Annotated in this window: 22 protein-coding genes, 1 tRNA gene and 1 pseudogene; 12 read left to right on the forward strand and 12 right to left on the reverse strand. The window is 57.0% G+C overall.

Annotated elements, in window-relative coordinates; all coding sequences use genetic code 11:
* Window positions 1–13: 13 nt before the first annotated feature.
* Window positions 14–922 (reverse strand): LysR family transcriptional regulator, encoded by a 909-nt coding sequence (locus tag IF189_RS12690; protein ID WP_192553438.1) that lies wholly within the window; start codon window positions 920–922, stop codon window positions 14–16.
* Window positions 923–1,091: 169 nt separating this feature from the next.
* Between IF189_RS12690 and IF189_RS12695 the strand changes: the two genes are divergently transcribed.
* From IF189_RS12695 to mug, 3 genes are all read left to right on the forward strand, one after another.
* Window positions 1,092–1,529, forward strand: coding sequence for a DoxX family protein (locus IF189_RS12695; RefSeq protein ID WP_134826646.1), 438 nt, complete (start codon window positions 1,092–1,094; stop codon window positions 1,527–1,529).
* 84 nt (window positions 1,530–1,613) lie between these two features.
* A complete protein-coding gene (locus IF189_RS12700; protein ID WP_134826647.1) occupies window positions 1,614–2,513 on the forward strand; it encodes a pirin family protein in 900 nt (299 codons plus the stop codon).
* 73 nt (window positions 2,514–2,586) lie between these two features.
* Window positions 2,587–3,105 (forward strand): G/U mismatch-specific DNA glycosylase, encoded by a 519-nt coding sequence (mug, locus tag IF189_RS12705; protein WP_192553439.1) that lies wholly within the window; start codon window positions 2,587–2,589, stop codon window positions 3,103–3,105.
* Here the strand turns inward: mug and IF189_RS12710 are convergent.
* Window positions 3,078–3,710, reverse strand: coding sequence for a TetR family transcriptional regulator (locus IF189_RS12710; protein WP_134826649.1), 633 nt, complete (start codon window positions 3,708–3,710; stop codon window positions 3,078–3,080). The two genes, mug and IF189_RS12710, sit on opposite strands and share 28 nt — an antisense overlap.
* Window positions 3,711–3,822: 112 nt before the next feature.
* Between IF189_RS12710 and IF189_RS12715 the strand changes: the two genes are divergently transcribed.
* Window positions 3,823–4,479 (forward strand): O-methyltransferase, encoded by a 657-nt coding sequence (locus IF189_RS12715; protein WP_134826650.1) that lies wholly within the window; start codon window positions 3,823–3,825, stop codon window positions 4,477–4,479.
* 204 nt (window positions 4,480–4,683) lie between these two features.
* On the opposite strand, the gene IF189_RS12720 is transcribed toward IF189_RS12715, so the two are convergent.
* Together IF189_RS12720 and IF189_RS12725 are read right to left on the reverse strand one after the other, a co-directional pair.
* Window positions 4,684–5,469, reverse strand: a complete 786-nt coding sequence (locus tag IF189_RS12720; protein ID WP_134826651.1) for a molybdopterin-dependent oxidoreductase — start codon at window positions 5,467–5,469, stop codon at window positions 4,684–4,686.
* Window positions 5,466–6,104: a cytochrome b/b6 domain-containing protein gene (locus tag IF189_RS12725; RefSeq protein ID WP_192553440.1), complete on the reverse strand. Its 639-nt coding sequence runs from the start codon at window positions 6,102–6,104 to the stop codon at window positions 5,466–5,468. The genes IF189_RS12720 and IF189_RS12725 overlap by 4 nt, the downstream gene beginning before the upstream one ends.
* A gap of 139 nt (window positions 6,105–6,243) precedes the next feature.
* Here IF189_RS12725 and IF189_RS12730 point away from each other — a divergent pair, with 139 nt between their 5' ends.
* From IF189_RS12730 to IF189_RS12745, 4 genes and pseudogenes are all read left to right on the forward strand, one after another.
* Window positions 6,244–7,116, forward strand: a complete 873-nt coding sequence (locus tag IF189_RS12730) for a patatin-like phospholipase family protein (RefSeq protein ID WP_192553441.1) — start codon at window positions 6,244–6,246, stop codon at window positions 7,114–7,116.
* A 248-nt stretch (window positions 7,117–7,364) separates the two neighbouring features.
* On the forward strand, window positions 7,365–8,903 hold the full coding sequence (locus IF189_RS12735; protein WP_192553442.1) for a cryptochrome/photolyase family protein: 1,539 nt from the start codon (window positions 7,365–7,367) through the stop codon (window positions 8,901–8,903).
* Window positions 8,900–9,028 (forward strand): annotated as a pseudogene (locus tag IF189_RS12740) (DUF2256 domain-containing protein). Before IF189_RS12735 ends, IF189_RS12740 begins: the two are co-directional and overlap by 4 nt.
* Window positions 9,029–9,496: 468 nt before the next feature.
* On the forward strand, window positions 9,497–10,000 hold the full coding sequence (locus IF189_RS12745; protein WP_085708735.1) for a hypothetical protein: 504 nt from the start codon (window positions 9,497–9,499) through the stop codon (window positions 9,998–10,000).
* Window positions 10,001–10,008: 8 nt separating this feature from the next.
* On the opposite strand, the gene IF189_RS12750 is transcribed toward IF189_RS12745, so the two are convergent.
* The 3 genes from IF189_RS12750 to IF189_RS12760 form a co-directional block, all read right to left on the reverse strand.
* Window positions 10,009–10,389, reverse strand: a complete 381-nt coding sequence (locus IF189_RS12750; RefSeq protein ID WP_134826756.1) for a c-type cytochrome — start codon at window positions 10,387–10,389, stop codon at window positions 10,009–10,011.
* A 190-nt stretch (window positions 10,390–10,579) separates the two neighbouring features.
* Complete coding sequence (locus IF189_RS12755) at window positions 10,580–11,230, reverse strand: SMI1/KNR4 family protein (protein ID WP_192553443.1); 651 nt, start codon at window positions 11,228–11,230, stop codon at window positions 10,580–10,582.
* 30 nt (window positions 11,231–11,260) lie between these two features.
* Window positions 11,261–11,650 (reverse strand): hypothetical protein, encoded by a 390-nt coding sequence (locus IF189_RS12760; protein ID WP_192553444.1) that lies wholly within the window; start codon window positions 11,648–11,650, stop codon window positions 11,261–11,263.
* 368 nt (window positions 11,651–12,018) lie between these two features.
* Between IF189_RS12760 and IF189_RS12765 the strand changes: the two genes are divergently transcribed.
* Both IF189_RS12765 and IF189_RS12770 read left to right on the forward strand, forming a co-directional pair.
* On the forward strand, window positions 12,019–12,540 hold the full coding sequence (locus tag IF189_RS12765; protein ID WP_134826658.1) for an AidA/PixA family protein: 522 nt from the start codon (window positions 12,019–12,021) through the stop codon (window positions 12,538–12,540).
* A gap of 334 nt (window positions 12,541–12,874) precedes the next feature.
* Window positions 12,875–14,185: an ArnT family glycosyltransferase gene (locus IF189_RS12770; RefSeq protein ID WP_134826757.1), complete on the forward strand. Its 1,311-nt coding sequence runs from the start codon at window positions 12,875–12,877 to the stop codon at window positions 14,183–14,185.
* 280 nt (window positions 14,186–14,465) lie between these two features.
* Here the strand turns inward: IF189_RS12770 and IF189_RS12775 are convergent.
* Window positions 14,466–14,553, reverse strand: a tRNA-Ser gene (locus IF189_RS12775).
* A gap of 122 nt (window positions 14,554–14,675) precedes the next feature.
* Between IF189_RS12775 and IF189_RS12780 the strand changes: the two genes are divergently transcribed.
* On the forward strand, window positions 14,676–15,347 hold the full coding sequence (locus IF189_RS12780) for a Bax inhibitor-1/YccA family protein (RefSeq protein ID WP_027613775.1): 672 nt from the start codon (window positions 14,676–14,678) through the stop codon (window positions 15,345–15,347).
* A 64-nt stretch (window positions 15,348–15,411) separates the two neighbouring features.
* Here the strand turns inward: IF189_RS12780 and IF189_RS12785 are convergent, their stop codons facing one another.
* Window positions 15,412–15,738 carry a YceK/YidQ family lipoprotein gene (locus IF189_RS12785; RefSeq protein WP_134826659.1) on the reverse strand — a complete coding sequence of 109 codons (327 nt, stop codon included), beginning with the start codon at window positions 15,736–15,738 and terminating at the stop codon, window positions 15,412–15,414.
* 40 nt (window positions 15,739–15,778) lie between these two features.
* Window positions 15,779–16,216, reverse strand: coding sequence for an Lrp/AsnC family transcriptional regulator (locus IF189_RS12790; RefSeq protein ID WP_064381847.1), 438 nt, complete (start codon window positions 16,214–16,216; stop codon window positions 15,779–15,781).
* 139 nt (window positions 16,217–16,355) lie between these two features.
* Here IF189_RS12790 and IF189_RS12795 point away from each other — a divergent pair, with 139 nt between their 5' ends.
* A complete protein-coding gene (locus IF189_RS12795) occupies window positions 16,356–17,249 on the forward strand; it encodes a DMT family transporter (protein WP_134826660.1) in 894 nt (297 codons plus the stop codon).
* Window positions 17,250–17,252: 3 nt separating this feature from the next.
* Here the strand turns inward: IF189_RS12795 and IF189_RS12800 are convergent, their stop codons facing one another.
* Entirely contained in the window at window positions 17,253–18,293 is a 1,041-nt protein-coding gene (locus IF189_RS12800; protein ID WP_225739978.1) for an FUSC family protein, read from the reverse strand.
* Window positions 18,294–18,339: 46 nt separating this feature from the next.
* The gene (locus IF189_RS12805) at window positions 18,340–19,965 is read right to left on the reverse strand and encodes an NADP-dependent glyceraldehyde-3-phosphate dehydrogenase (protein ID WP_134826661.1); all 1,626 of its coding nucleotides are present in this window, start codon (window positions 19,963–19,965) and stop codon (window positions 18,340–18,342) included.
* Between the last annotated feature and the right edge of the window lie 178 nt (window positions 19,966–20,143).

The following is a 20,143-nucleotide window of genomic DNA, read 5'->3' on the forward strand; positions in this document are numbered from 1 at the left end:
TCAACTTGCCGGATCAAGCCTCTTGCGTGTTCTGTTGAACGAAACGCTCGATCAACCACCGCGCCGCAGGGCCTGGTGGCACATCGGTGCGGTAGATGGCGTCGAAGGTGTATTGCCCGCTGGTGTATTCCGGCAGGTCCAGTTGCACCAGTCGGCCGCTGTCCAGGTCTTCCTGGATCATCGGCCGGGGCATGTTGCCCCAGCCGATGCCTTCGCGCAGCAGCATGTGCTTGGCGCCCAGGTCCGCCAGGCGCCAGGTGCGGTTGCTGAGTACGGCGAAATCCTTGTCCTTGGTCAGCACCGAGCGATCCGACAGTACCAGTTGCGTATGCTCGCGCCCGGCACCCGGAACATTGCCTTCGGCGATCGCCAAAGGATGATTCGGCGCCGCCACCGGAATCAGCTCGACGCTGCCGATGCCGATTCTTTCGATGCCGTTGATGCCGTCGTTCATCGGCCCGCTGACGCCAACCACCGCGCCGCGATTGATCACCCGTTCAGTCACGGCGCCAAGCGCTTCCATGTGCAGATGCAGGGCAACGGTGGGGAATTCTTCGCGAAAGGATTTCAGCGCATCCACCACGCGCTCGGCCGGTAGCATTACGTCGAGTACCACATGCACTTCGGCCTCCAGTCCCTGCAGCAGGCCTTTTACCTTGGCGCGCAAGCCATGCACGCCGTTGGCGATGGTCCGGGCCTCTGCCAACACGGTGCGGCCGGCGTCGGTGAGTTGCGGCTTGCGGGTGGTTTCACGGTCGAAGAGGGTGACGCCCAGTTGCATCTCAAGATTGGCAATCGAGTAGCTGATCACCGAAGTCGCCCGGTGAAGCTTGCGCGCTGCCGCGGCAAAGCTGCCGACTTCCACGACGGTCAGAAAGACCCGCAATTGATCGAGTGTCGGTGTGCCTGGGTCGGAGATCATGTCGGTGTCCTCGAGTCGCCATGGAGGCCTTTACTGGGCGAACAGCTTACCTATTTTTTCGAACGTAACGATCTAAATTAGTCGGCTATTCAGATGAGCTGTCGAGGCGCAACATTTCTTCATCCGGACGGTTCAAGTCGAACCGGACCCCATTGAAGGAAATTCTCCCATGGCTACTTCTGCAAACATCGCTCAAGCAACTTCTGTACAGAACGCTTCCGACACCAAACAAGCCTCGGCCGCCTTGATCGGTCGCGTCTTGCTCAGCGTGATTTTCATCCTCTCCGGTTTCTCCAAACTCGCCGCGCCGGCCATGATGATCGGCTACATCGGCTCGGTAGGGCTGCCGCTGCCGCAAGTGGCGTTGGCGCTGGCAATCATCGTCGAAATCGGTGGCGGCCTGGCGCTGATCGCCGGCTACCGCACCCGCACCGTCGCCGCTGTGCTGGCCGCATTCAGCGTGGTCACCGCACTGGCCTTCCACAATGCGCTGGCTGACCAGAACCAGTTCATCCACTTCTTCAAGAACATCGCCATGGCCGGCGGCCTGCTGCAAGTCGTGGCCTTCGGTGCCGGTCGCTTCAGCCTCGACGCCCGTCGCCGCTGAAATCCGAGCGCCGCGAGGGACAGGTTCCCTCGCGGCGCTTTGCCGTTTGTTGGCCGCTCCCCGCATCAGAATCGAGTAATCATCATGACCGTTCAGCAACACCTCTCCGGCTACACCCGCGAACCTGTCACTCACCGCATTCTGCGCTACCGCACCAGCGGCAGCGGACACGGCTCGATCGTGCGGCTGATGAGCCCTTCGGATCTGGGCCAGTTGATCAAACCCTTCGTGTTCCTCGACCTGTTCGAAGGCGAGGCCTCGTTCATTCACAACATGCCGATGCACCCGCATTCGGGGATCGCCACCGTGACGGTGATTACCGAAGGCAACCTGCGGTTCGAGGATGGCGGATCGGGCAAGGGCATGATCGATTACGGCGGTGTCGAGTGGATGCGCGCGGGCGGCGGGGTGTGGCACGGCAAGGAAATGTCGGTGGGCACATCGCAGCGGATTCAGGGCTTTCAACTGTGGGTGGCTTTGCCGCCGGAGCTGGAGAACGCCAGTGTCGACAGCCAGTATCTGGAGTCCGCCGCGATGCCCGAAGTGGGGCCGGCGCGGGTGATTCTCGGTGTCCATCAAGGCGTGCAAAGCCCGGTTCGGGCGCCTGCCGGTATCAATTATCTGCTGGTCACGCTGAATGCCGGTGAAACCTGGACTTACACTCCACCAGAAGGGCATGAGTCATTATGGCTGAGCGTCAGCCGTGGATTGCTGGCGACACCGGATCTGGTCAGCGCGGGCGAAATGGCGGTCTTCGAACCGGGTAACGGTGCCGTTACTCTGAAGGCCTTGCGCGATGGCACGGTATTCGTGATCGGCTCGGCGCAACCTCATCCTCATGAGCTGGCGCTGGGAAACTACTCCGTGCACACCAACCCGCAGGCCCTGCGAGAGGGCGAAGCGAAGATCGCGGAAATCGGCGCGCGGTTGCGCGAGTATCTCAAGCAGGCGGATGGGGTGGGGGCGGTGCCGGTGTTCAAGTAGTCCAATAAAAAGTCGTTTGATGATGCGTACGCTACGGCTATAACTGTCGACAACATGGGTGGCAGAGGCTTTTATGGCGGGCGAAAAACTTGAAGACATCCTGACCGAAGGTCTGTCCGTAGTGTTCTGCGGGATCAATCCCGGTCTGTTGGCGGCGGAGCAGGGACATCACTTTGCCGGGCGGAGCAATCGGTTCTGGCGCACGTTGCATCTGGCCGGATTCACAACCCATGAGGTCAGTCCGGAAAACGATCGCTCGATCCTGCATTACCACTGCGGGCTGACTGCCGTGGTGGAAAGGCCGACGGCACGGGCGGATCAACTGACGGCGCAGGAATTCACCGCAGCGGCGGGGGACTTCGAGCGCAAGATCAAACGCTATGCGCCGCGCTATGTGGCGTTTCTCGGCAAGGCTGCCTATGCCGGATTGTCAGGGAAAAAAACGCTTGAATGGGGCGCACAGGACACGACATTCGGCGGGGCAAACGTGTGGATTCTGCCCAACCCCAGCGGTCGCAATCTGGCGTTCAATCAGGACCAACTGGTGACAGCGTATCGGCAGCTTTATATGGCATCCAGCGAAACCAGGTAAGCGCGAAACATGTCCGCCATCGCCTCCGCACGTGCCGTGATTTCCTCGTCGGTGCGCGGGCTCAGTGAAAAGTCCTTCCCGACCGAACTGAGCGTAGCCAGGATCAGATCGCAGGCTTGTGTGCGACTGGATTCACTGGCCTGTGGCAGCAACTCAGCCATGAATACCTCAAAGGTACGCTTGCCCGCCGCTCGTACTTCATGGGCCTCCGGTGCATCGCGATACAGCGGTGCCGCGTCGTTCAACGCGCCACGCATCTGCGCTTCCTCGCACTCCGAACGGATAAACGCATGCATCAGCGTGCGTAGACGATCCAGTGGCGGTGTTTCCTGATTTTCCAGAATCCGCTGCAGCATTGTCGTGGTCTGCACCCACTCATCACTCTGCAACCGGAACAGGATCGCAGCCTTGTTCGGGAAGTACTGATACAGCGAGCCCACGCTCACCCCAGCCTTCTCGGCAACTCGCGCCGTGGTGAATCGGGCCGCGCCTTCCTTGGCCAAAACCTGAATAGCCGCCTGCAGAATCGCCGAAACCAATTCGGCGGAGCGTGCCTGCTGCGGCTGTTTGCGTGAGGAAATACGGGCAATCTGGCGGTCGGTCATGGTCGGCTCAGGCGTGAAAAGGGAATGCGAATAGCGAAGCGGGCCATTCGCTCGCATCATTTAAACGCGACGAATCATTCGCATTCTAGCCCTCAACTGACGGATAACCATCATGACAGCATTGACCACAGAACCTCTTGCAACCCTGATCGAACGCCTCTACACCCAGGCCAGCGCCGCCACCAGTCCGGTTTTGGATTGCGTATCCAATGAAGAACGCGAACGCCTGATGCACAGCAAAACCGAGTACCGCGAGCTATATGGCATGCTCAAGGACCTGTGGCTGCCTGTCTCCCGCGACACCGGAAAACTGCTGTACATGCTTGCACGCAGCAGCAAGGCCAAAGCCATCATCGAATTCGGCACTTCTTTCGGCCTGTCCACTTTGCATCTGGCCGCGGCCCTGCGGGACAACGGCGGCGGTGTGCTGATCGGCAGTGAATTCGAACCGTCGAAAATCGAACTGGCGCGACATCACTTCGTTGAAGGGGGCGTCAGTGATCTGATTGAAATCCGCGAAGGTGATGCGCTGATGACCTTGGCGAGCAATCTGCCGGAAACGGTCGATCTGTTGCTGCTCGATGGCGCCAAAGCGTTATATGGCGACGTGCTGAAACTGGTGGAAAAGCGCCTGCGGCCCGGTGCGTTGGTGATCGCCGACAACACCGATTACTGCCCGGAATATCTGGCGCATGTGCGTTCGCCGCAGAATGGTTATCTCAGCGTGCCATTCGCCGATGACATTGAAGTGTCGATGCGGTTGGCTTGAGGACGGTCGCTGTTGGCGACTCCCGATAGGCTGCGAGGGTGCGTTTTGCTTCGGAAGCGGACCTTCGAGGCATTTTCGGGTGTGATCCCCATGCGCGCGACAGGATTCGTCTATCGTCTTGAAGATCAACACATGGCCAGGATCAGGGAACTGAATCGTCAGGAAGACCTCAACATCATCTGGAAGCGAATATCGTGGCGGGCGTCAGCTACCACCAAACCAGTTATAGCCCTGGTCTTCCCAATAACCCCCGGGATAAGTATTGGTGACGAAAATCGCCTGAATGTGTTTCGGGTTCTTGTAGCCCAGTTTGGTGGGCATGCGCAGCTTCATCGGGAAGCCATATTCACGCGGCAGGACGGTGCCGTCGTAGGTCAGGGTTAGCAGCGTCTGCGCGTGCAACGCCGTGGCCATGTCGATGCTGGTGTAGTAATCGTCGGCGCATTTGAAACCGACGTACTTGGCGTCTGTGTCGGCGCCTACGCGCTTGAGGAAGTCACTGAAACGTATGCCACCCCAACGGCCGATGGCGCTCCAGCCCTCGACGCAAATGTGCCGGGTGATCTGATCGATCTGGGCCATGGCCCGCAGTTCTTCCAGTTTCCAGCTGCGCTTGTCGGCCACCATGCCGGTGACTTCCAGTCGGTAGCTGTCTTCATCTACGGCGGGCGCTTCGTCGATGCCGTAATAAGCATTGAAGGGAAACGGCCGGGTAATCATCGATTCGGAGTAGGTGGGAGCCATGGCGTTCGGGTTGAACAGCCAGCCCTGCACCCTGTCGTTGAAGCGCGACATGGAGGACAGCGCTGTATCAACGCTTTCGTTATCCGAGATATTGCAGCCGGACAGCATGGCCACTGCGCCCAACGTCAGGCTGCGCAACAGGAAAGTGCGGCGAGAGCTGTCTTCTATCCGAGAGGCAAGCACTTTGCGGGCGTCCTTCAGGATGGACGACTCATCCAGCTCAGGCCTTTGCACTCGCTTGCTCATAGGCGCTCCTTGTGGCCGACAATCATCGCCCACAGCGTTTTGGGAACGAGCGCGACCATCACCAGATGCACCACGAAGAACGTCACCAACAAAGACATCGCAATGAAATGCACATGCCGGGCACTGTCGTAGCCGCCCAACAGTTCACGCAGTAGCGGAAACTGAACGGACTTCCACAACACCAGTCCGGAAATCACCAGCACGGTAATGTCGAGCATCACGAACAAGTAAGCGACGCGCTGTACCTGGTTGTAATGGCTGACTTCGGCATGCCCCAACCGTCCCCGCAGCGCAGACCACAGATCCTGAAAAAAACCTTTGATGGATAACGGGAAAAAACGTCGCGACAGACGACCACTCAATACATTGGTCATCAAGTAGAGAAGGCCGACCACAACCAGCATCCACATGGCCGCGAAGTGCCATTGCAACGCGCCGCCCAGCCAGCCGCCCAAGGTGATCGAATCAGGAAAGTTGAAACCATAAAGCGGGGAAGCGTTGTAGATGCGCCAGCCGCTGGTGACCATGACCAGCACCGCCAAAGCATTCAGCCAATGCGTCAGCCTCAACCACCGGGGATGGCTGTTCCTGGGACGCAGGTGGACGGTATGAGTCGCTTCAGGTGCAGTTGGCATAGAGAGCTCCGGGTTCGAATAACGTCGTAACCCAAGATCAAGTGTAGCCCCCCCATTCAGCGCTCAAAACATTCCGCCGGGCGCGGTCGTCGGCCAGCTATGCTTTTCAGGTCTGGGCAGCATTTCGGTCAGGTATGCCATGCCAACAGTCAAAACTGCGCTTGTGCTTGCCGGGGGCGGGAGTCTGGGCGCGGTTCAGGTCGGGATGTTGCAGGCGCTGTTAGAGGCCGAGGTCGCTTTCGACCTGGTGATTGGCGCTTCAGTCGGCGCCATCAACGGCGCCTACTTTGCCGCCAGACCCAACGCCAAAGGCGTGGCCGAGCTTGCGGGCTTCTGGCGCGGCTTGCGCCAGTCCGATGTGTTTCCGTTCTCGGTACTCGACACGCTGAAGGGCATCCTCAATCGTCGTGGGCACTTGCTGAGTGCTTCTGCGCTGCACCGTTTAGTGCGCCGATCACTGCCGGTCGATTTGATCGAAGAGACCGAACTGCCGCTTTATATCGTCACCACCAATCTACTGAACGGTGCTGAAGAGCTTTTATCCAGCGGTAATGCTGAACAGGCATTAATGGCCAGCGCTGCGATTCCGCTGGTGTTTCCCAACGTACAAGTCGGCGCGAAGTTCCTGGTTGATGGCGGAGTCTCCAGTAACACGCCGATCGCCAGTGCAGTTGCATTGGGCGCATCGCGAGTTGTCGTTCTGCCCACCGGATTTGGTTGTGCTTGCCCGTGTCCACCGAGCGGGCTGGTCGCATTAGCCTTGCACACGCTCAACTTGATGAGCATGCGTCAACTGGTGCGCGACATTGAACTGTATAGCGTGCGCGCGGCTATCCATGTTGTGCCGCCGTTATGTCCGCTGGACGCTTCAGTGTTCGACTTCAATCAGACGGATCAACTTCTGCAACGGGCATATCAATCAACCCAGGCGTGGATTGAGGCAGGCGGATTGATCCATGTAGGAATACCCGATTCCTTGCGGGCTCATACTCATCATTTTGACGACGAGTGAACTTGGTAAATGGCCAACACTTTCTGACGGGGAGTGCGGGAGCGTACTCCTCGATAGTCCTCGTCGTGGGCCAGGCTCAAGTGCCAATCAGAATGCCGTGGTGTGTCCCAGCCAACATCCTGCAATAAAATTGTACATTTTCGTATTCTTGTACAAGAATTCATCCCCTCTCTTTTTGAAAGCCGTTCTGTGGATCAAATCTACGCAGTCATCGGGCTTTTTCGCCCCCATCAACTGGAACTTGATTGATGAATACGACTCGCCGATTGTGCCTCGTCCTGGGCGACCAATTATCCTTCGACCTTGCCTCTTTGCAGGCGCTGGATCAAGAGCGCGATATGGTGCTCTTGGTCGAGGTGATGGAAGAGGCCAGTCATGTTCCTCATCATCCGCAAAAGATCGTCCTGATTTTCAGCGCTATGCGTCACTTCGCAGAAGCGTTGCAGCAGAGGGGAATCAGGGTGCAGTACGTAACGCTCAATGATCCGGAGAACACTGGATCCGTGCCGAGCGAATTACACCGCTGGCACTCACGCCTAAAGCCGGATGAACTGCACATCACGGAGTGCGGTGACTGGCGATTGGAGCATTCAATCAGGGACTGCGGCTTGGCAATCAAGTGGCATTCCGATCGTCGTTTTCTTTGCACACGTGCCGATTTCTCCCACTGGGCGCAGGGCAAAAAACAGCTGCGCATGGAGTTCTTTTATCGAGAGATGCGCCGCAGGAACAGATTGTTACTCAATGGCGACGGCAGCCCGGTCGGAGGAGCCTGGAACTTTGATGCGGAAAACCGCAAAGCCTTGCCCAAAGGTGTCAGGCCGCCTGCGCCAGCCCGTTTTACACCAGACGCAATCACCGAGGATGTGCTTGCGTTAGTTGCCAAACACTTCTCCAGTCACTATGGCGCCCTCGACACGTTCGACTATCCGGTAACCCACGCCGAGGCTCAGAGCCTGTGGGATTACTTTCTCGATTGGGGCTTGGCAGCCTTCGGCGACTATCAAGACGCCATGGCCAGCGATGAGCCGTTTCTGTTTCATGCTCGTATAAGCGCGGCACTTAATATCGGCTTACTGGATCTTCGCCAGCTTTGCAGCGATGTGGAATCTGCGTATTGGTCCGGCAGCATTGCACTCAACGCCGCCGAAGGCTTCATTCGACAACTGATCGGCTGGCGTGAGTATGTCCGAGGTGTCTACTGGCTGAAGATGCCTGACTATGCCCATGGAAATGCCTTCGGTAATACGCGAGCGCTTCCAGAGTTCTACTGGACAGGCAAAACGCAGATGAACTGCATGCGCCAGGCTATCGGCCAAAGCCTGGAACATGCCTATGCTCACCACATCCAGCGACTGATGGTGACCGGCAACTTCGCACTGCTCGCCGGTATCGCACCGAGTGAAATATGTGAGTGGTATCTGGCTATCTACATGGACGCCTTCGACTGGGTGGAACTACCCAATACGCTGGGCATGGTCATGCACGCCGATGGCGGCTATCTAGGTTCCAAACCCTATTGTGCGAGCGGCCAATACATCAAGCGCATGTCCGACTATTGCCGTGGCTGCGCCTATAAAGTGAGCGAAAGCACTACAGACGATGCTTGCCCTTTCAACTCGCTTTACTGGCACTTTCTAATGCGTCACGGTGACCGACTGCGTGGCAATCAACGCATGAGCATGATCTACAAAAACCTCGACCGCATGCCTGAATCCAAACAACAGGCGCTTTGGCAACGCGGCGAGTGGTTGCTTAACCAATTGGACGATGGTGAGTCGTTTTGAAAAAAAGCGAACTACCCGGCAAAACCTGAGCGACCTGCGGCCTTTCATTCACGTGGAGGAAGAAATGGGCTCGCTGCTCGGATGACGTGCGCTACTGCTCAGGACATTTGAAACTCCAGGAATAGACCTTCATGTCTTTGACCTCTTCCCCGACAGTCGCCACGCCCAGGCAGACGCCATTCCTGACGTAGTTGAAAGTGCAGAATTGAAGACCAACCGTGCATGACTCGACTTCAGTGAAGCCTTTTCTCTGAAGGATGTTTTCGACCCCGTATTCACCTGTGTAGGTCGGGTTCGGTATCCAGCCATTTTTGATCAAGGCCTTTCGGGCGTTTACAAAGGGTATGTGTTCTTTGATCGGAACGTCGGCCGAACGGGATAGGGGACTGATGCAGCAGAGTAGGCTGATGAGGAGTAGTTTTAGCTTCATTTGACGATGCTGCCAGAGCCGATGTTGTGCTTATGTGTCGTAGCCCAGATGTGTTCTTTCTGTAGTGATCTGGAGGCATTTTCCGGTGTGATCCCCCATGCGCGCGACAGGATTCGTCTATCGTCTAAAAAATCAACACATGGCCAGGATCAGGGAGCTGATCATGAATCGTCAGGAAGACCTCAACATCATCTGGAAGCGAATATTCTGGATTTTCATAGCGCTGTTAGTGCTGGCGATTGCCGTCACTTACAGTCTGCCCGACTACAAAGTACCCTTTATCGTTTGTATCGCCGGGAATATCGGGGGCTATGTAGGGTTTCACCGACGACTTTCAATACTCACTGAAGACGAAATCGAAAACCTTTCCCGATCATGGTTCGCTCTGATCCTGCCTTCGTTCATCGGCGGGATTCTGGCGGGGCTGTTGTATCTCTTGTTCCTTTCCGGCGTTATCCGAGGCGATTTGTTTCCGGTGATCGTGCCGGACGACGATCCCCAATGCTTGAAGCAAATCTTCAACGATATTTTTTGCCAGCATGCGGAGGGATATGCGGCCTACGCCAAGTTGCTGTTCTGGTCATTCGTGGCAGGCTTCAATCAGGACTACGTCGTTGACCTGATTGAAAACATAAAAGGTTCCGACAAAAAGGCTGATGGAGGCTAGCACCCGGCTCAGTGCTGTTTTTTTGAAATGACATCGCTCATGTACTGATTCAAATCGCGAAAATCGCTGACGCTCCAGGCGTGTGGCGGGATCTTTACACCATTTTCGCGCAAGGTTTTTGGAATCAGGTCGCCGTTCGGGCGAAGGATGATCGAAGACACGATCACGCCCGGGTAATCACTCAGTCGTTTCTTGAAGGCGACTGTTGTGAGGTCTGGTGTCGGAGGAGTGCTTTTATTGGCCAGCGGGCCGGTTCCTTTGATATCGGGCCCGTGGCACACGGCGCATCGTTGAACGTAGAGGTTTTTTCCGTTGCTGTTATCGGCGAAGGCGGGTGCTGTTTGAGTGATGAACAAAGTGGCCAGTAAAGCCGTGAACGATGTTTTCATTTTTATAGGTCGATATTGATGAATTTTGACGATGAAACGCATCGTGCGCTTCTGAAGATGATGCGAGTGACGGACAGCTACCCGACGCTGTAATGAATGAGCGCAAAAAGGGGACTGATTTATTATCAGCGCAAAAAGGGGACTGATTTATTATCTGAAAATCAGTCCCCTTTGATGCGTTTATTCCGACTCACTCAGCACGTTGCACCCCGAACAGAACGGGAACCGCATCCAGAAAATGAAACAACTCGGGCACCTTGGTGTTCAAGCTTCGCGAACCATCATCTTCCTCACTGATTGCGAAGTTGCCACTTTCGAGCTGATCAACCAGCCATTCCATAAACGCAGCAACGGAGCTGGCCACAACGTATTTATCGTCTTCGTCACTGCCAAAGTTGATGACCTGACCCACGGTTCCACGCACGCCTGGGTCCAGATCCACTCCGAGATGGTTGCCACCGTAGTCGTAGGCGAAAGGAATCCAGTATCGGTTGGCGTACAGCGCCTGGACAGCGTCGGGAGTTCCTGAAGTGCAGAACGCGCTCGTCTCAGTCATTTCTTCAGGCGACCACCCATCGATAATGTCTTTCCAGGACTCCCAATTCTCTCTGGCCTTTGCCAGCGACAGAAACTCAAGACCATAGAAAAGGCCTGAATTCGTAGCACCGCGTTGCCCGTCATGCCACCTGTAGAGATCCTTCAGGCTTTCTGGAAAAGGCCTGCCAACCAGGTTCTCGAACTCGCTGATTGCGGCATCCGAACATCCCGGAGCCAAATCTTCACGTATTTCAGGAATATTGGCTTCCAACCATCTTTCAAGTCGTTCCATCACTGCTTTCATTGAAGCTTTCCCAGCCTGAAAACGTGCACGCTAACGTAGCTTGCGGTTTTGTGAAAGACCGGAACATCCATCGGGTGCCTGGGCATACTTTCCTTGAAACTGGTGAACCCTTTTGTTGAAGAGCAAATAGTGAGCGCCGCACGCCAGAAATACCGCAGCAGCAATCAAGAATGCGCTCAAGTAGATATTGCTCTCCACGATTTCTATGGCAGTGCCGAGAGAGCTCTGAGCGGCAATGACGCATACGATCGCCAGAATATTGCAAGCAACCACACTTCCGTAAAAAGCAAAAAGCGAAACAGTCAATGAAAATGCGACATGACCCAGGTTGTCAGGTGCAGGCCCAAACAGGAATGGCCATACAGAATATGCGACATATAACGTGATAATGAGCGCAAGAAAGGCGGGTGGTTTTTTCATGTCTGGATTAGCTTTCGTCCAAGTTGAATGCTGGTGGAAAAAGCCGAAATGCTACCCATGTTTTTAGCCGCTGTCGTTATCTGTCGAGGCTGCTTCCCCAGCATTTGCCGACGTTGAGTGTGCGCTTTTGCCAACTCAAACAGTCAGCAAACATCCAAAAACAATGACGAGATTGGCCTGCAGAGAAACAAATCAAAGCCTTGTTCGCGCCGCATCACACCGCGTTTATCCCGCGTCAACTGATCGCACGTTGACACTATAAAGCCATCTCCTATCGTTCTTCGCAGACCGCATCCAGGGACCGGATGAGCCGGACAGCCTTTGTGGGCGCGGTCGTTAATGCGATCTCAACTACAAGGAGCATCAATATGTCCAGTGCGACCCAAACCATTGATGTGCTAGTCAACATCGATGTGGATTATCTGCTCGCTCATCCCAAGAACGTAGGTGGCGCCATTTCCATGCTGGTGACGCGCGATGCCGTCGACAGCCACGCCAGCGGCGACACCGGTGAAGGCGGCAGCGAATTGTGGATCGACGTCAGGCCCGGCGACAACATCCGCTGGCGCGCCACCACACTGTCGCGCAACTTCGACCGCATTGCTGTGATCAAGGACATCGAGAGCGGCGACCCTCACCAAGGCGGCGATTACAAGGGCACCATGACGAAACCGATACACTTCAACGTCCCCGGTGTGGTGCTCTATTTGAACAACGCCGGTGTCGGCGGTATTTCGAAAACCGACGTGATCTACACTCTGTGGCAAGCCACCGCTCAGAATCCAGGGAAACTCTGGTACAAAATCACCTTCGCGCTGTACGACCGCGACATGAACCAGATCGGCTCGGACAACACTTGGGACCCCTACATCACCGTCAATAACCAATAACTGAACAACCAAAAGCCCGGCCAGATACTCTTCGTCAGTGACGAAGGGTTCTGACCGGGCTTTTTCATTGACTTTCGTCAGTCTCGTTCAGGGAATGTTGGGGCGCGTAATGCTTGAATAGTCCCCGCCGTGGGCTAGGCTCAAATTCAACTTCCCGGGATGCAGGAACCCAACTCCAGCGTTACCGGAGATTCAGATTCTGGCCAAAAAGAACAACTTCACTAAAGGGTTACCGATGGATCGATTTGATGCCCCGCTTGTTGTAGAGCGCACTTGGCGGGCAGGCATGTTGAAAGGATTGATTGCAAGAAATCCATGCCTGAGCATTTTCTTCATGACACTGGCCGTGTTCATGGTGTTGCAGTACAAACCTGCTGTCCTCAACTACACAACACGCTTTGTCGACTTTGCCGAGTACATGTTGCTGCACGGCGTCACGCTGTTTCCCATTGCCGACGACCTCAAGCCTTATCCCGACTACACGGTCCTCAATACCTTGTTGGTCTATCTGGTTTCCTTGCCGTTCGGCCGTGTTTCCATACTTTCAATGGGCCTGCCTTCCTGCATTGCCGCGTCCCTGATGCTGGTGTTCATCTATAGGCTCGGGGCCTTGCACAGTAAGAAGTGGGGCGCATACGGCGTACTTTTCAGCTTGTTGACCTGGGCCTTTCTGGACGGTGTGAACTCACTGGCACTGGATATCTATCCGGCCCTCTTTACGTTGATCTGCTTCTATGTGGCCTATTCGGCCGAGTTGAAAAAGGACCCGCGTCGCCTGGTGTTCCTGTTCGTCGCGTTGGCGCTGGGCTTTGCGTTTCGTGGGCCTATCGGATTGATCGGGCCCGCCTGTGTCATCGGGGCTTACTACTTCCTGAGCCGGCAATGGCGCATCTTGCTGCTGTTTTCATTTCTCTCGGGCCTGATTCTGGCCGCCGGGGTCGTGCTGCTGGCATGGGCAGCCTATCTGCAAGGGGGACAACCGTTTCTGGAAGAAGTGTTGAACATGCAGGGCATTGGACGCTTCGGCTCCGATCACGCGCCGCGCTATTACTTCTATTTCTCCGCAGGCCTGTTTACCTACGGCTTCACGGTGTTTTACGCCATCAACGTGATTCTGAAGAAGTACAAACTGTTCTTCCGCTCGACCCGGGATAAAGACATAGACCTGCTGCTTTATCTAACCGGTTGGCTGTTGGTGCTGCTGGTGCTGTTCACAATCCCGAGCTCCAAGAAAGCACGTTACATCCTGGCAATTACCCCGGCTATTTCACTGCTGGCCGCGTACCTCTTTGTCAGCAAGGAAGCCGCCTTCGTACGCGCCAAAAACGGCCTGCTGAAGTTCTGCCTGAAGTTGCCAATGCTGGGGTTGGGGATGCTGATGTCGGTGCTGGTCTACAACAACTTTTCCGAAATTCCGTTGCAGCCTAACTACCTGGGCGCTGGCCTGGGGTTGTTTGCGCTGTTGAGCTTCTACCACACCAGACGCGAGTACTTCTCCGAACATCCTTATCGCGAGTTCATGACGCTGTCGTTTGGGGTAGGGGCGTTCTTGATTCTGGATATGTTTTTCTTCAATCCCATCACTTATCACCTGGAACTGATGATCGAGCCCACGCCGAAGTTCTTGCCGTATTGGTTTTGGTAAACGGCAGTAGAAGCAGCCATCGACTGCTTCTACAGCAACTGACCGTTTACGCCACTTCGACAGCGCCTGATTCAGTGTCGACTGGGCTCAGAGCCGGACCGTGGGCGAAATCAGAGCAGCAGGGGAATTTTTCGGTTGGCAGGACGTTGGTGAAGGGGGAAGGCTGCCAGCTATGGAACGCGTCCAGAATAGTTATGGAACACATCCAGATGTCCGCAGAATTTCTGGTACGCCAGAAACGACAAAGCCCTGAATAATCAGGGCTTTGAAGTACTAAATATGGCGGAGGCGATGGGATTCGAACTCATGGACCTGTTACAGTCGACGGTTTTCAAGACCGTTGCCTTAAACCACTCGGCCACACCTCCGTTGCGTTGCGGGCGCCATAATACCTGAATGAAACACACTGTCAAACTCTGTGCATGGCTTGTTACAGAGCGTCTGTTATCATCTTTGCGACTGAACGTTTCAAACCAACAGGAGTGTCGCCATGCGCGAACAGGATTACGCAGTTCACAACAGCGTGCAGGCTGAGCAGCTAGAGGTTAGCCGCGTCCTGCGCAACACATACGGCTTGCTGGCGCTCACCCTCGCTTTCAGCGGTGTGATGGCTTTCGTGGCCCAGCAGATGCGCGTCGGCTACCCGAATATTTTCGTGGTGCTGATCGGTTTCTACGGCTTGTTCTTCCTCACCAACAAACTCCGTGATTCGGCCTGGGGCCTGGTGTCCGCGTTTGCCCTGACCGGTTTCATGGGTTTCCTGCTCGGCCCTATCCTCAACCGTTACCTGGGCATGCAGGGCGGTGCTGAAGTGGTCAGCTCCGCGTTCGCGATGACTGCTCTGGTGTTCGGTGGCCTGTCGGCCTACGTGCTGATCACCCGCAAGGACATGAGCTTCCTCGGTGGCTTCATCACCGCCGGTTTCTTCGTGTTGCTGGGTGCGACGCTGGCGAGCATGTTCTTCCAGATCAGCGGCCTGCAACTGGCGATCAGCGCAGGTTTCGTACTGTTCTCGTCGGTCTGCATCCTGTTCCAGACCAGCGCCATCATCCACGGCGGCGAGCGCAACTACATCATGGCGACCATCAGCCTGTATGTATCGATCTACAACCTGTTCATCAGCCTGTTGCAGATCTTCGGCATCATGAGCCGCGACGACTGATTGCTACACCGCTATAAACAAGAAACCCGCGAGAGCGGGTTTTTTGTTGTCTGCAAAAACGTGATCAGTTGATGACCATGCTGCCATCGGCGTGCTGCTTGTAAATCGTGTAGGGCAGCAGAAGCGTATCCAGCACTCCGGAAACAGCTCCGTCAACCACCAGCCCAAGGGACGGGTTCTTGTAGTTGAACGCATCGACGTCATCCGGTTTTTCGGCGTGCAGCATGCAGAAGTCGTACGTCACGCCGCTGTAGATGCGCGGTACGGCGCCGCAGTAGGTTTTGTTTGCCTTCAACTGATCGACGTTCGTTTTATCGCTGAGCGCCACGGTCTGTATGGTCCCGCAACCCGCCAGCATCGATGCCGCCAGTATCACTGCCTGAATTTTCATGCCGCGAATCCTTCGCTCGAAAAAACTCAATCTACGCCGCTCACGCCATCGGCGGCAATCGTCGTTTGACCGGGGTTTTCTTGACGATAGCCGTATTGGTCTCGGCCAGGGTATTGAGACGGTCGAGCAGGGTGTCGAGCTGCTCCATCGACCGCACATGCAAGCGAGCGATGAAACAGTCCTCGCCGGTGACCTTGTCACACTCGGTGAACTCGGGAATCGACAGGATCTGCCGTTCTACTTCCTGCAACTGACCCGGCAATGGCCGCACGCGGACGATGGCCTGCAACTGGTAGCCGAAGCACTTCGGGTCGATCTCCACGGTATAGCCCTTGAGCACGCCGCGTTCTTCCAGTCGGCGCAAGCGCTCAGCCACGCTGGGTGAAGACAACCCGCTGATCTGCGCCAGGGCCTTGAGCGAACGTCGGGAGTCTTCCATCAAGGCCCCGATCAGGATCTGGTCGATATCGTCGGTCATACAAATAACTCCCGCATTAGGCGAACAACGCAAACCACCCTTGATAAAAAAGGCGGAAATCGAGTTTAGCCTGCTTTTTGCGCTGGAGAAGCCCCGGTCTCGCTTGGCATACTTTTGCCACACATTAAGGAGATTGATGATGGACAAAACAATCCGTCGCGGCTCATTCGAAATGACCGCTGCCATGCTGATATCCGGGACGATCGGCTGGTTTGTGCTGGTGTCCGGGCAACCGGTGCTGGACGTGGTGTTCTGGCGCTGCGTATTCGGCGCCGGGACGTTATTGCTGATTTGCGCCGCTTTCGGCTTCTTGCGTCCGGGCATTCTGACCCGCACCACGTTCCTGCTGGCCGTGCTCAGCGGTGTGGCGATTGTCGGCAACTGGGTGCTGCTGTTCGCCTCCTATTCACGGGCCTCGATTGCCATCGGTACGGCGGTGTACAACGTGCAGCCGTTCATGCTGGTGGGATTGGCGGCGCTGTTTCTGGGCGAGAAGATCACCTTGCAAAAGCTGTTCTGGCTGGCGATTTCGTTTATGGGAATGTTGGCCATCGTCAGTGCCCACGGTGGGCAGGGCGAGGGCGGCAATGATTACCTGATGGGCATCGCACTGGCACTGGGGGCGGCATTTCTGTACGCCATCGCCGCGTTGATCATCAAGCGACTGACTGGCACGCCGCCACACCTGATCGCGCTGATCCAGGTCTGCACTGGTGTGTTGCTGCTGGCACCGTTCGCCCACTTGAACGCGCTGCCACAGGCGCCGAGTGCCTGGGCCAGCCTGGTGACGCTGGGCATCGTCCACACCGGTCTGATGTACGTGTTGCTCTACGGCGCGATCCAGAAACTGCCGACGGCACTGACCGGCGCACTGTCGTTCATCTACCCGATTGCTGCGATTTTCGTCGACTGGTTTGCCTTCGGCCATCAACTGCAGACCCTGCAATGGATCGGTGTGGCGGCAATCCTGCTGGCCGCCGCCGGCATGCAACAGGGCTGGGGCTTCAAGTCGCGGCGTCTGGCCGCGCAGTAAACCTCAGATGTTCCAGCGCGGCGCAGTCTTCGCCAGGCGCTGGCGCATCTCGCCGATATTGGCCGCCAGTTGCCGGGTCAACAAACGGTAGCCGTCCAACGGGCTGTAGACCGGCGTGTCGAGGCTGGCGTCCGGCAACTCCACCGGGCGTCCCAATCGACCGGACGCACCGGTTTTCAACGCCCGGGCCATGCCGATCAATTGCACGCGAATATGCCGGTGCTCGGCCTTGAGCGCCGCTTGCAGGTGCGCCATCGCGTCGGGGTCGTTGGCGTCCGGGCGGATGTTGCCGAGAATTTCCAGGGTGCTGATGCACATGCGCAGGTTGCGCTGAATGGCGTCCAGTTCGGTCATCGAGACTTTGACTTCCTTGGACACCGACGGCATCAGCGAACGCAATTGCACCATCACCGCGTTCAGCCGGCTCATCAACTTCAAGTGTTCGTCGGCAGTCACTGGCTGGCCGCCGATGATCCGCCCATACACCGTGGCGCAATCGCGCAGCGCATCGGCCAGGTTGTAGCGCCACGAGTACACCGCATACAGCGGCAGGGCGAAGGAAAAGGCCAGGGCCAGGGCGATACCGATCAGGATATCGACCCCGCGCCACAGCCCGTCGGTGATCGGGTTGTCGCCATGTCCGGCGACGATGAAAACCGTGATGGCGGAGAGCAGGGCGGTATAGCCACCCTTGCCGATGGCGTGATACGAGAAGAATCCGCACACCACCGCCATTGCAAAATAGGTCAGCCACGGCAGGCCGAGCCAGGCCTGTTGCGCCACCAGCAACAGACCGACGCCGGCACCGATCAAGGTGCCGGTGGCGCGCTCGGCGGCTTTCTTGCCGATGTTGCCGTGGTGCTGCAAACCGCCGATCACCACCAGCATGGTCACCGACGCCCACTCGCCGTGGGGCAGGTTGATGCCGGTGGTCAGCAGGATTGTCGCGAGCAGTCCCAGTGCTACCCGCATCGCATGAATCAGCCGCGCATGCCGGTAGCGACGGTACGGGTCCAGCAGCGGCCGCAGGATCCGCCGCAACAGCGGCGGCCAGCGGTGAGGGCTGAAAGTGCTCAGCGGTGATTCCTCCTCAGAAGATGTAGTCGGTGGCGATGAAATTCGAATCGCGCCCGCGAATGATTTCGCTGATCAGATCCTTGTTGGGTTCCTGGAACTTGGTCGCCACCAGCGTACGGATCGAAAACACCCGCAGCGCATCGTGTACCGACAGCGTGCCCTCGGCGGAGTTCTTGCGACCGTTGAACGGGTAGGTGTCCGGGCCGCGCTGGCACTGGGCATTGAGGTTGATCCGCCCGACCTGGTTGGCGAAGGTATCGACCAATCGGCCGACCGCCACCGGGTTGGTGCCGAAGATGCTCAGTTGCTGGCCGAAGTCCGACTCCAGCACGTAGTCGATCACGGTATCAAGGTGACGGTACGGCACGATTGGCACTACCGGGCCGAATTGCTCTTCCTGATACACGCGCATCTGCGGCGTCACCGGGTACAGCACCGCCGGATAGAAGAACGATTCCCGCGACTCGCCGCCATTCGGGTTGACCACCTGGGCGCCCTTGCTTTGCGCATCGGCCACCAGGCCGTGCAAGTAATCGACTTTGCCCGACTCCGGCAGCGGCGTCAGCGACACGCCGCTGTCCCACGGCATGCCCGGTTTGAGGCTGGCCAGTTTGGCGTTGAATTTCTCGATGAAGCTTTCGACCACGTCTTCATGCACGAACAGGATTTTCAACGCAGTGCAGCGCTGGCCGTTGAACGACAGGGAGCCGGTGACGGCTTCGCTGACGGCATTGTCCAGATCCACCTCCGGCAGAACGATGCCGGGGTTCTTCGCATCCAGCCCCAGTGCGGCGCGCAAACGGTGTGGTTTCGGGTGCAGTTTCTTCAGGTCGCTGGCGGCCTTGTTGGTGCCGATGAAGGCGAAGATGTCGATCTTGCCGCTGGCCATCAGCGCACTGACGGTCTCGCGGCCGCTGCCGTAGATCACGTTGATGACGCCGGTCGGGAAGCTGTCGCGGAACGCTTCGAGCAGCGGCCGGATCAGCAGCACACCGAGTTTGGCCGGTTTGAACACCACGGTGTTGCCCATGATCAACGCTGGAATCAGCGTGGTGAACGTCTCATTCAGCGGATAGTTGTAAGGGCCCATGCACAGCGCCACGCCAAGTGGTACGCGACGGATCTGGCCGAGGGTGTCCTGTTCCAGTTCGAAGCGGCTGGAGCGGCGGTCGAGTTCTTTCAGCGCGTTGATGGTGTCGACGATGTAGTCGCAGGTGCGGTCGAACTCTTTTTCCGAGTCCTTGAGGTTCTTGCCGATCTCCCACATCAGCAGTTTCACCACGGCGTCGCGCTGCTGGCGCATGCGCCCGAGGAAGGCTTCGACGTGCTGGATACGTTCGGCCACGCGCATGGTCGGCCACAGGCCCTGGCCGCGGTCATAGGCGCGCACGGCGGCGTCGAGGGCGGTGAGGGCGGTGTCGGCGTCCAGCAGCGGCGTGCTGCCGAGGATCACTTGTTCATCGCCGTTTTCGCCATGCAGATAGACCGGGCTGCGCACGGTGGCGAGGGGGCCGTCCCAGCGGCGCAACTGGCCATCAACCAGGTATTCGCGTTGTTCGACCTGACCGTCGAGGCGGTATTTTTCCGGGATGTCGCTGACAGAAGGGAACAGATTGCCAAGGATGTTTGCTGTGGTCATGTCGCTACCCTGCTTGCCAATTGAAAAGTCTGTACAGGTTATACGCCTGAACGCGCTGCAATTTAAACCCGCAAATGTCACGCGAATGTCACGCAAAGGCGCAGGGCAGAGGGCTCAGCAAAATATCCGCCGTTTAGCCGATGTCGAACTGCGTCCTGGCTGTCCCCGGATGCCCCCT

The organism is Pseudomonas sp. IzPS59 (assembly GCF_014863505.1).
In the GTDB taxonomy this organism is placed as follows: Bacteria; Pseudomonadota; Gammaproteobacteria; order Pseudomonadales; family Pseudomonadaceae; genus Aquipseudomonas; species Aquipseudomonas kribbensis.

What these genes read in the sequence shown, in the direction of transcription:
- IF189_RS12690 (WP_192553438.1), bottom strand. Translation starts at nt 922, where the DNA reads ATGATCTCCGACCCAGGCACACCGACACTCGATCAATTGCGGGTCTTT.
- IF189_RS12695 (WP_134826646.1), top strand. Translation starts at nt 1,092, where the DNA reads ATGGCTACTTCTGCAAACATCGCTCAAGCAACTTCTGTACAGAACGCT.
- IF189_RS12700 (WP_134826647.1), top strand. Translation starts at nt 1,614, where the DNA reads ATGACCGTTCAGCAACACCTCTCCGGCTACACCCGCGAACCTGTCACT.
- mug (WP_192553439.1), top strand. Translation starts at nt 2,587, where the DNA reads ATGGCGGGCGAAAAACTTGAAGACATCCTGACCGAAGGTCTGTCCGTA.
- IF189_RS12710 (WP_134826649.1), bottom strand. Translation starts at nt 3,710, where the DNA reads ATGACCGACCGCCAGATTGCCCGTATTTCCTCACGCAAACAGCCGCAG.
- IF189_RS12715 (WP_134826650.1), top strand. Translation starts at nt 3,823, where the DNA reads ATGACAGCATTGACCACAGAACCTCTTGCAACCCTGATCGAACGCCTC.
- IF189_RS12720 (WP_134826651.1), bottom strand. Translation starts at nt 5,469, where the DNA reads ATGAGCAAGCGAGTGCAAAGGCCTGAGCTGGATGAGTCGTCCATCCTG.
- IF189_RS12725 (WP_192553440.1), bottom strand. Translation starts at nt 6,104, where the DNA reads ATGCCAACTGCACCTGAAGCGACTCATACCGTCCACCTGCGTCCCAGG.
- IF189_RS12730 (WP_192553441.1), top strand. Translation starts at nt 6,244, where the DNA reads ATGCCAACAGTCAAAACTGCGCTTGTGCTTGCCGGGGGCGGGAGTCTG.
- IF189_RS12735 (WP_192553442.1), top strand. Translation starts at nt 7,365, where the DNA reads ATGAATACGACTCGCCGATTGTGCCTCGTCCTGGGCGACCAATTATCC.
- IF189_RS12745 (WP_085708735.1), top strand. Translation starts at nt 9,497, where the DNA reads ATGAATCGTCAGGAAGACCTCAACATCATCTGGAAGCGAATATTCTGG.
- IF189_RS12750 (WP_134826756.1), bottom strand. Translation starts at nt 10,389, where the DNA reads ATGAAAACATCGTTCACGGCTTTACTGGCCACTTTGTTCATCACTCAA.
- IF189_RS12755 (WP_192553443.1), bottom strand. Translation starts at nt 11,230, where the DNA reads ATGAAAGCAGTGATGGAACGACTTGAAAGATGGTTGGAAGCCAATATT.
- IF189_RS12760 (WP_192553444.1), bottom strand. Translation starts at nt 11,650, where the DNA reads ATGAAAAAACCACCCGCCTTTCTTGCGCTCATTATCACGTTATATGTC.
- IF189_RS12765 (WP_134826658.1), top strand. Translation starts at nt 12,019, where the DNA reads ATGTCCAGTGCGACCCAAACCATTGATGTGCTAGTCAACATCGATGTG.
- IF189_RS12770 (WP_134826757.1), top strand. Translation starts at nt 12,875, where the DNA reads ATGACACTGGCCGTGTTCATGGTGTTGCAGTACAAACCTGCTGTCCTC.
- IF189_RS12780 (WP_027613775.1), top strand. Translation starts at nt 14,676, where the DNA reads ATGCGCGAACAGGATTACGCAGTTCACAACAGCGTGCAGGCTGAGCAG.
- IF189_RS12785 (WP_134826659.1), bottom strand. Translation starts at nt 15,738, where the DNA reads ATGAAAATTCAGGCAGTGATACTGGCGGCATCGATGCTGGCGGGTTGC.
- IF189_RS12790 (WP_064381847.1), bottom strand. Translation starts at nt 16,216, where the DNA reads ATGACCGACGATATCGACCAGATCCTGATCGGGGCCTTGATGGAAGAC.
- IF189_RS12795 (WP_134826660.1), top strand. Translation starts at nt 16,356, where the DNA reads ATGGACAAAACAATCCGTCGCGGCTCATTCGAAATGACCGCTGCCATG.
- IF189_RS12805 (WP_134826661.1), bottom strand. Translation starts at nt 19,965, where the DNA reads ATGACCACAGCAAACATCCTTGGCAATCTGTTCCCTTCTGTCAGCGAC.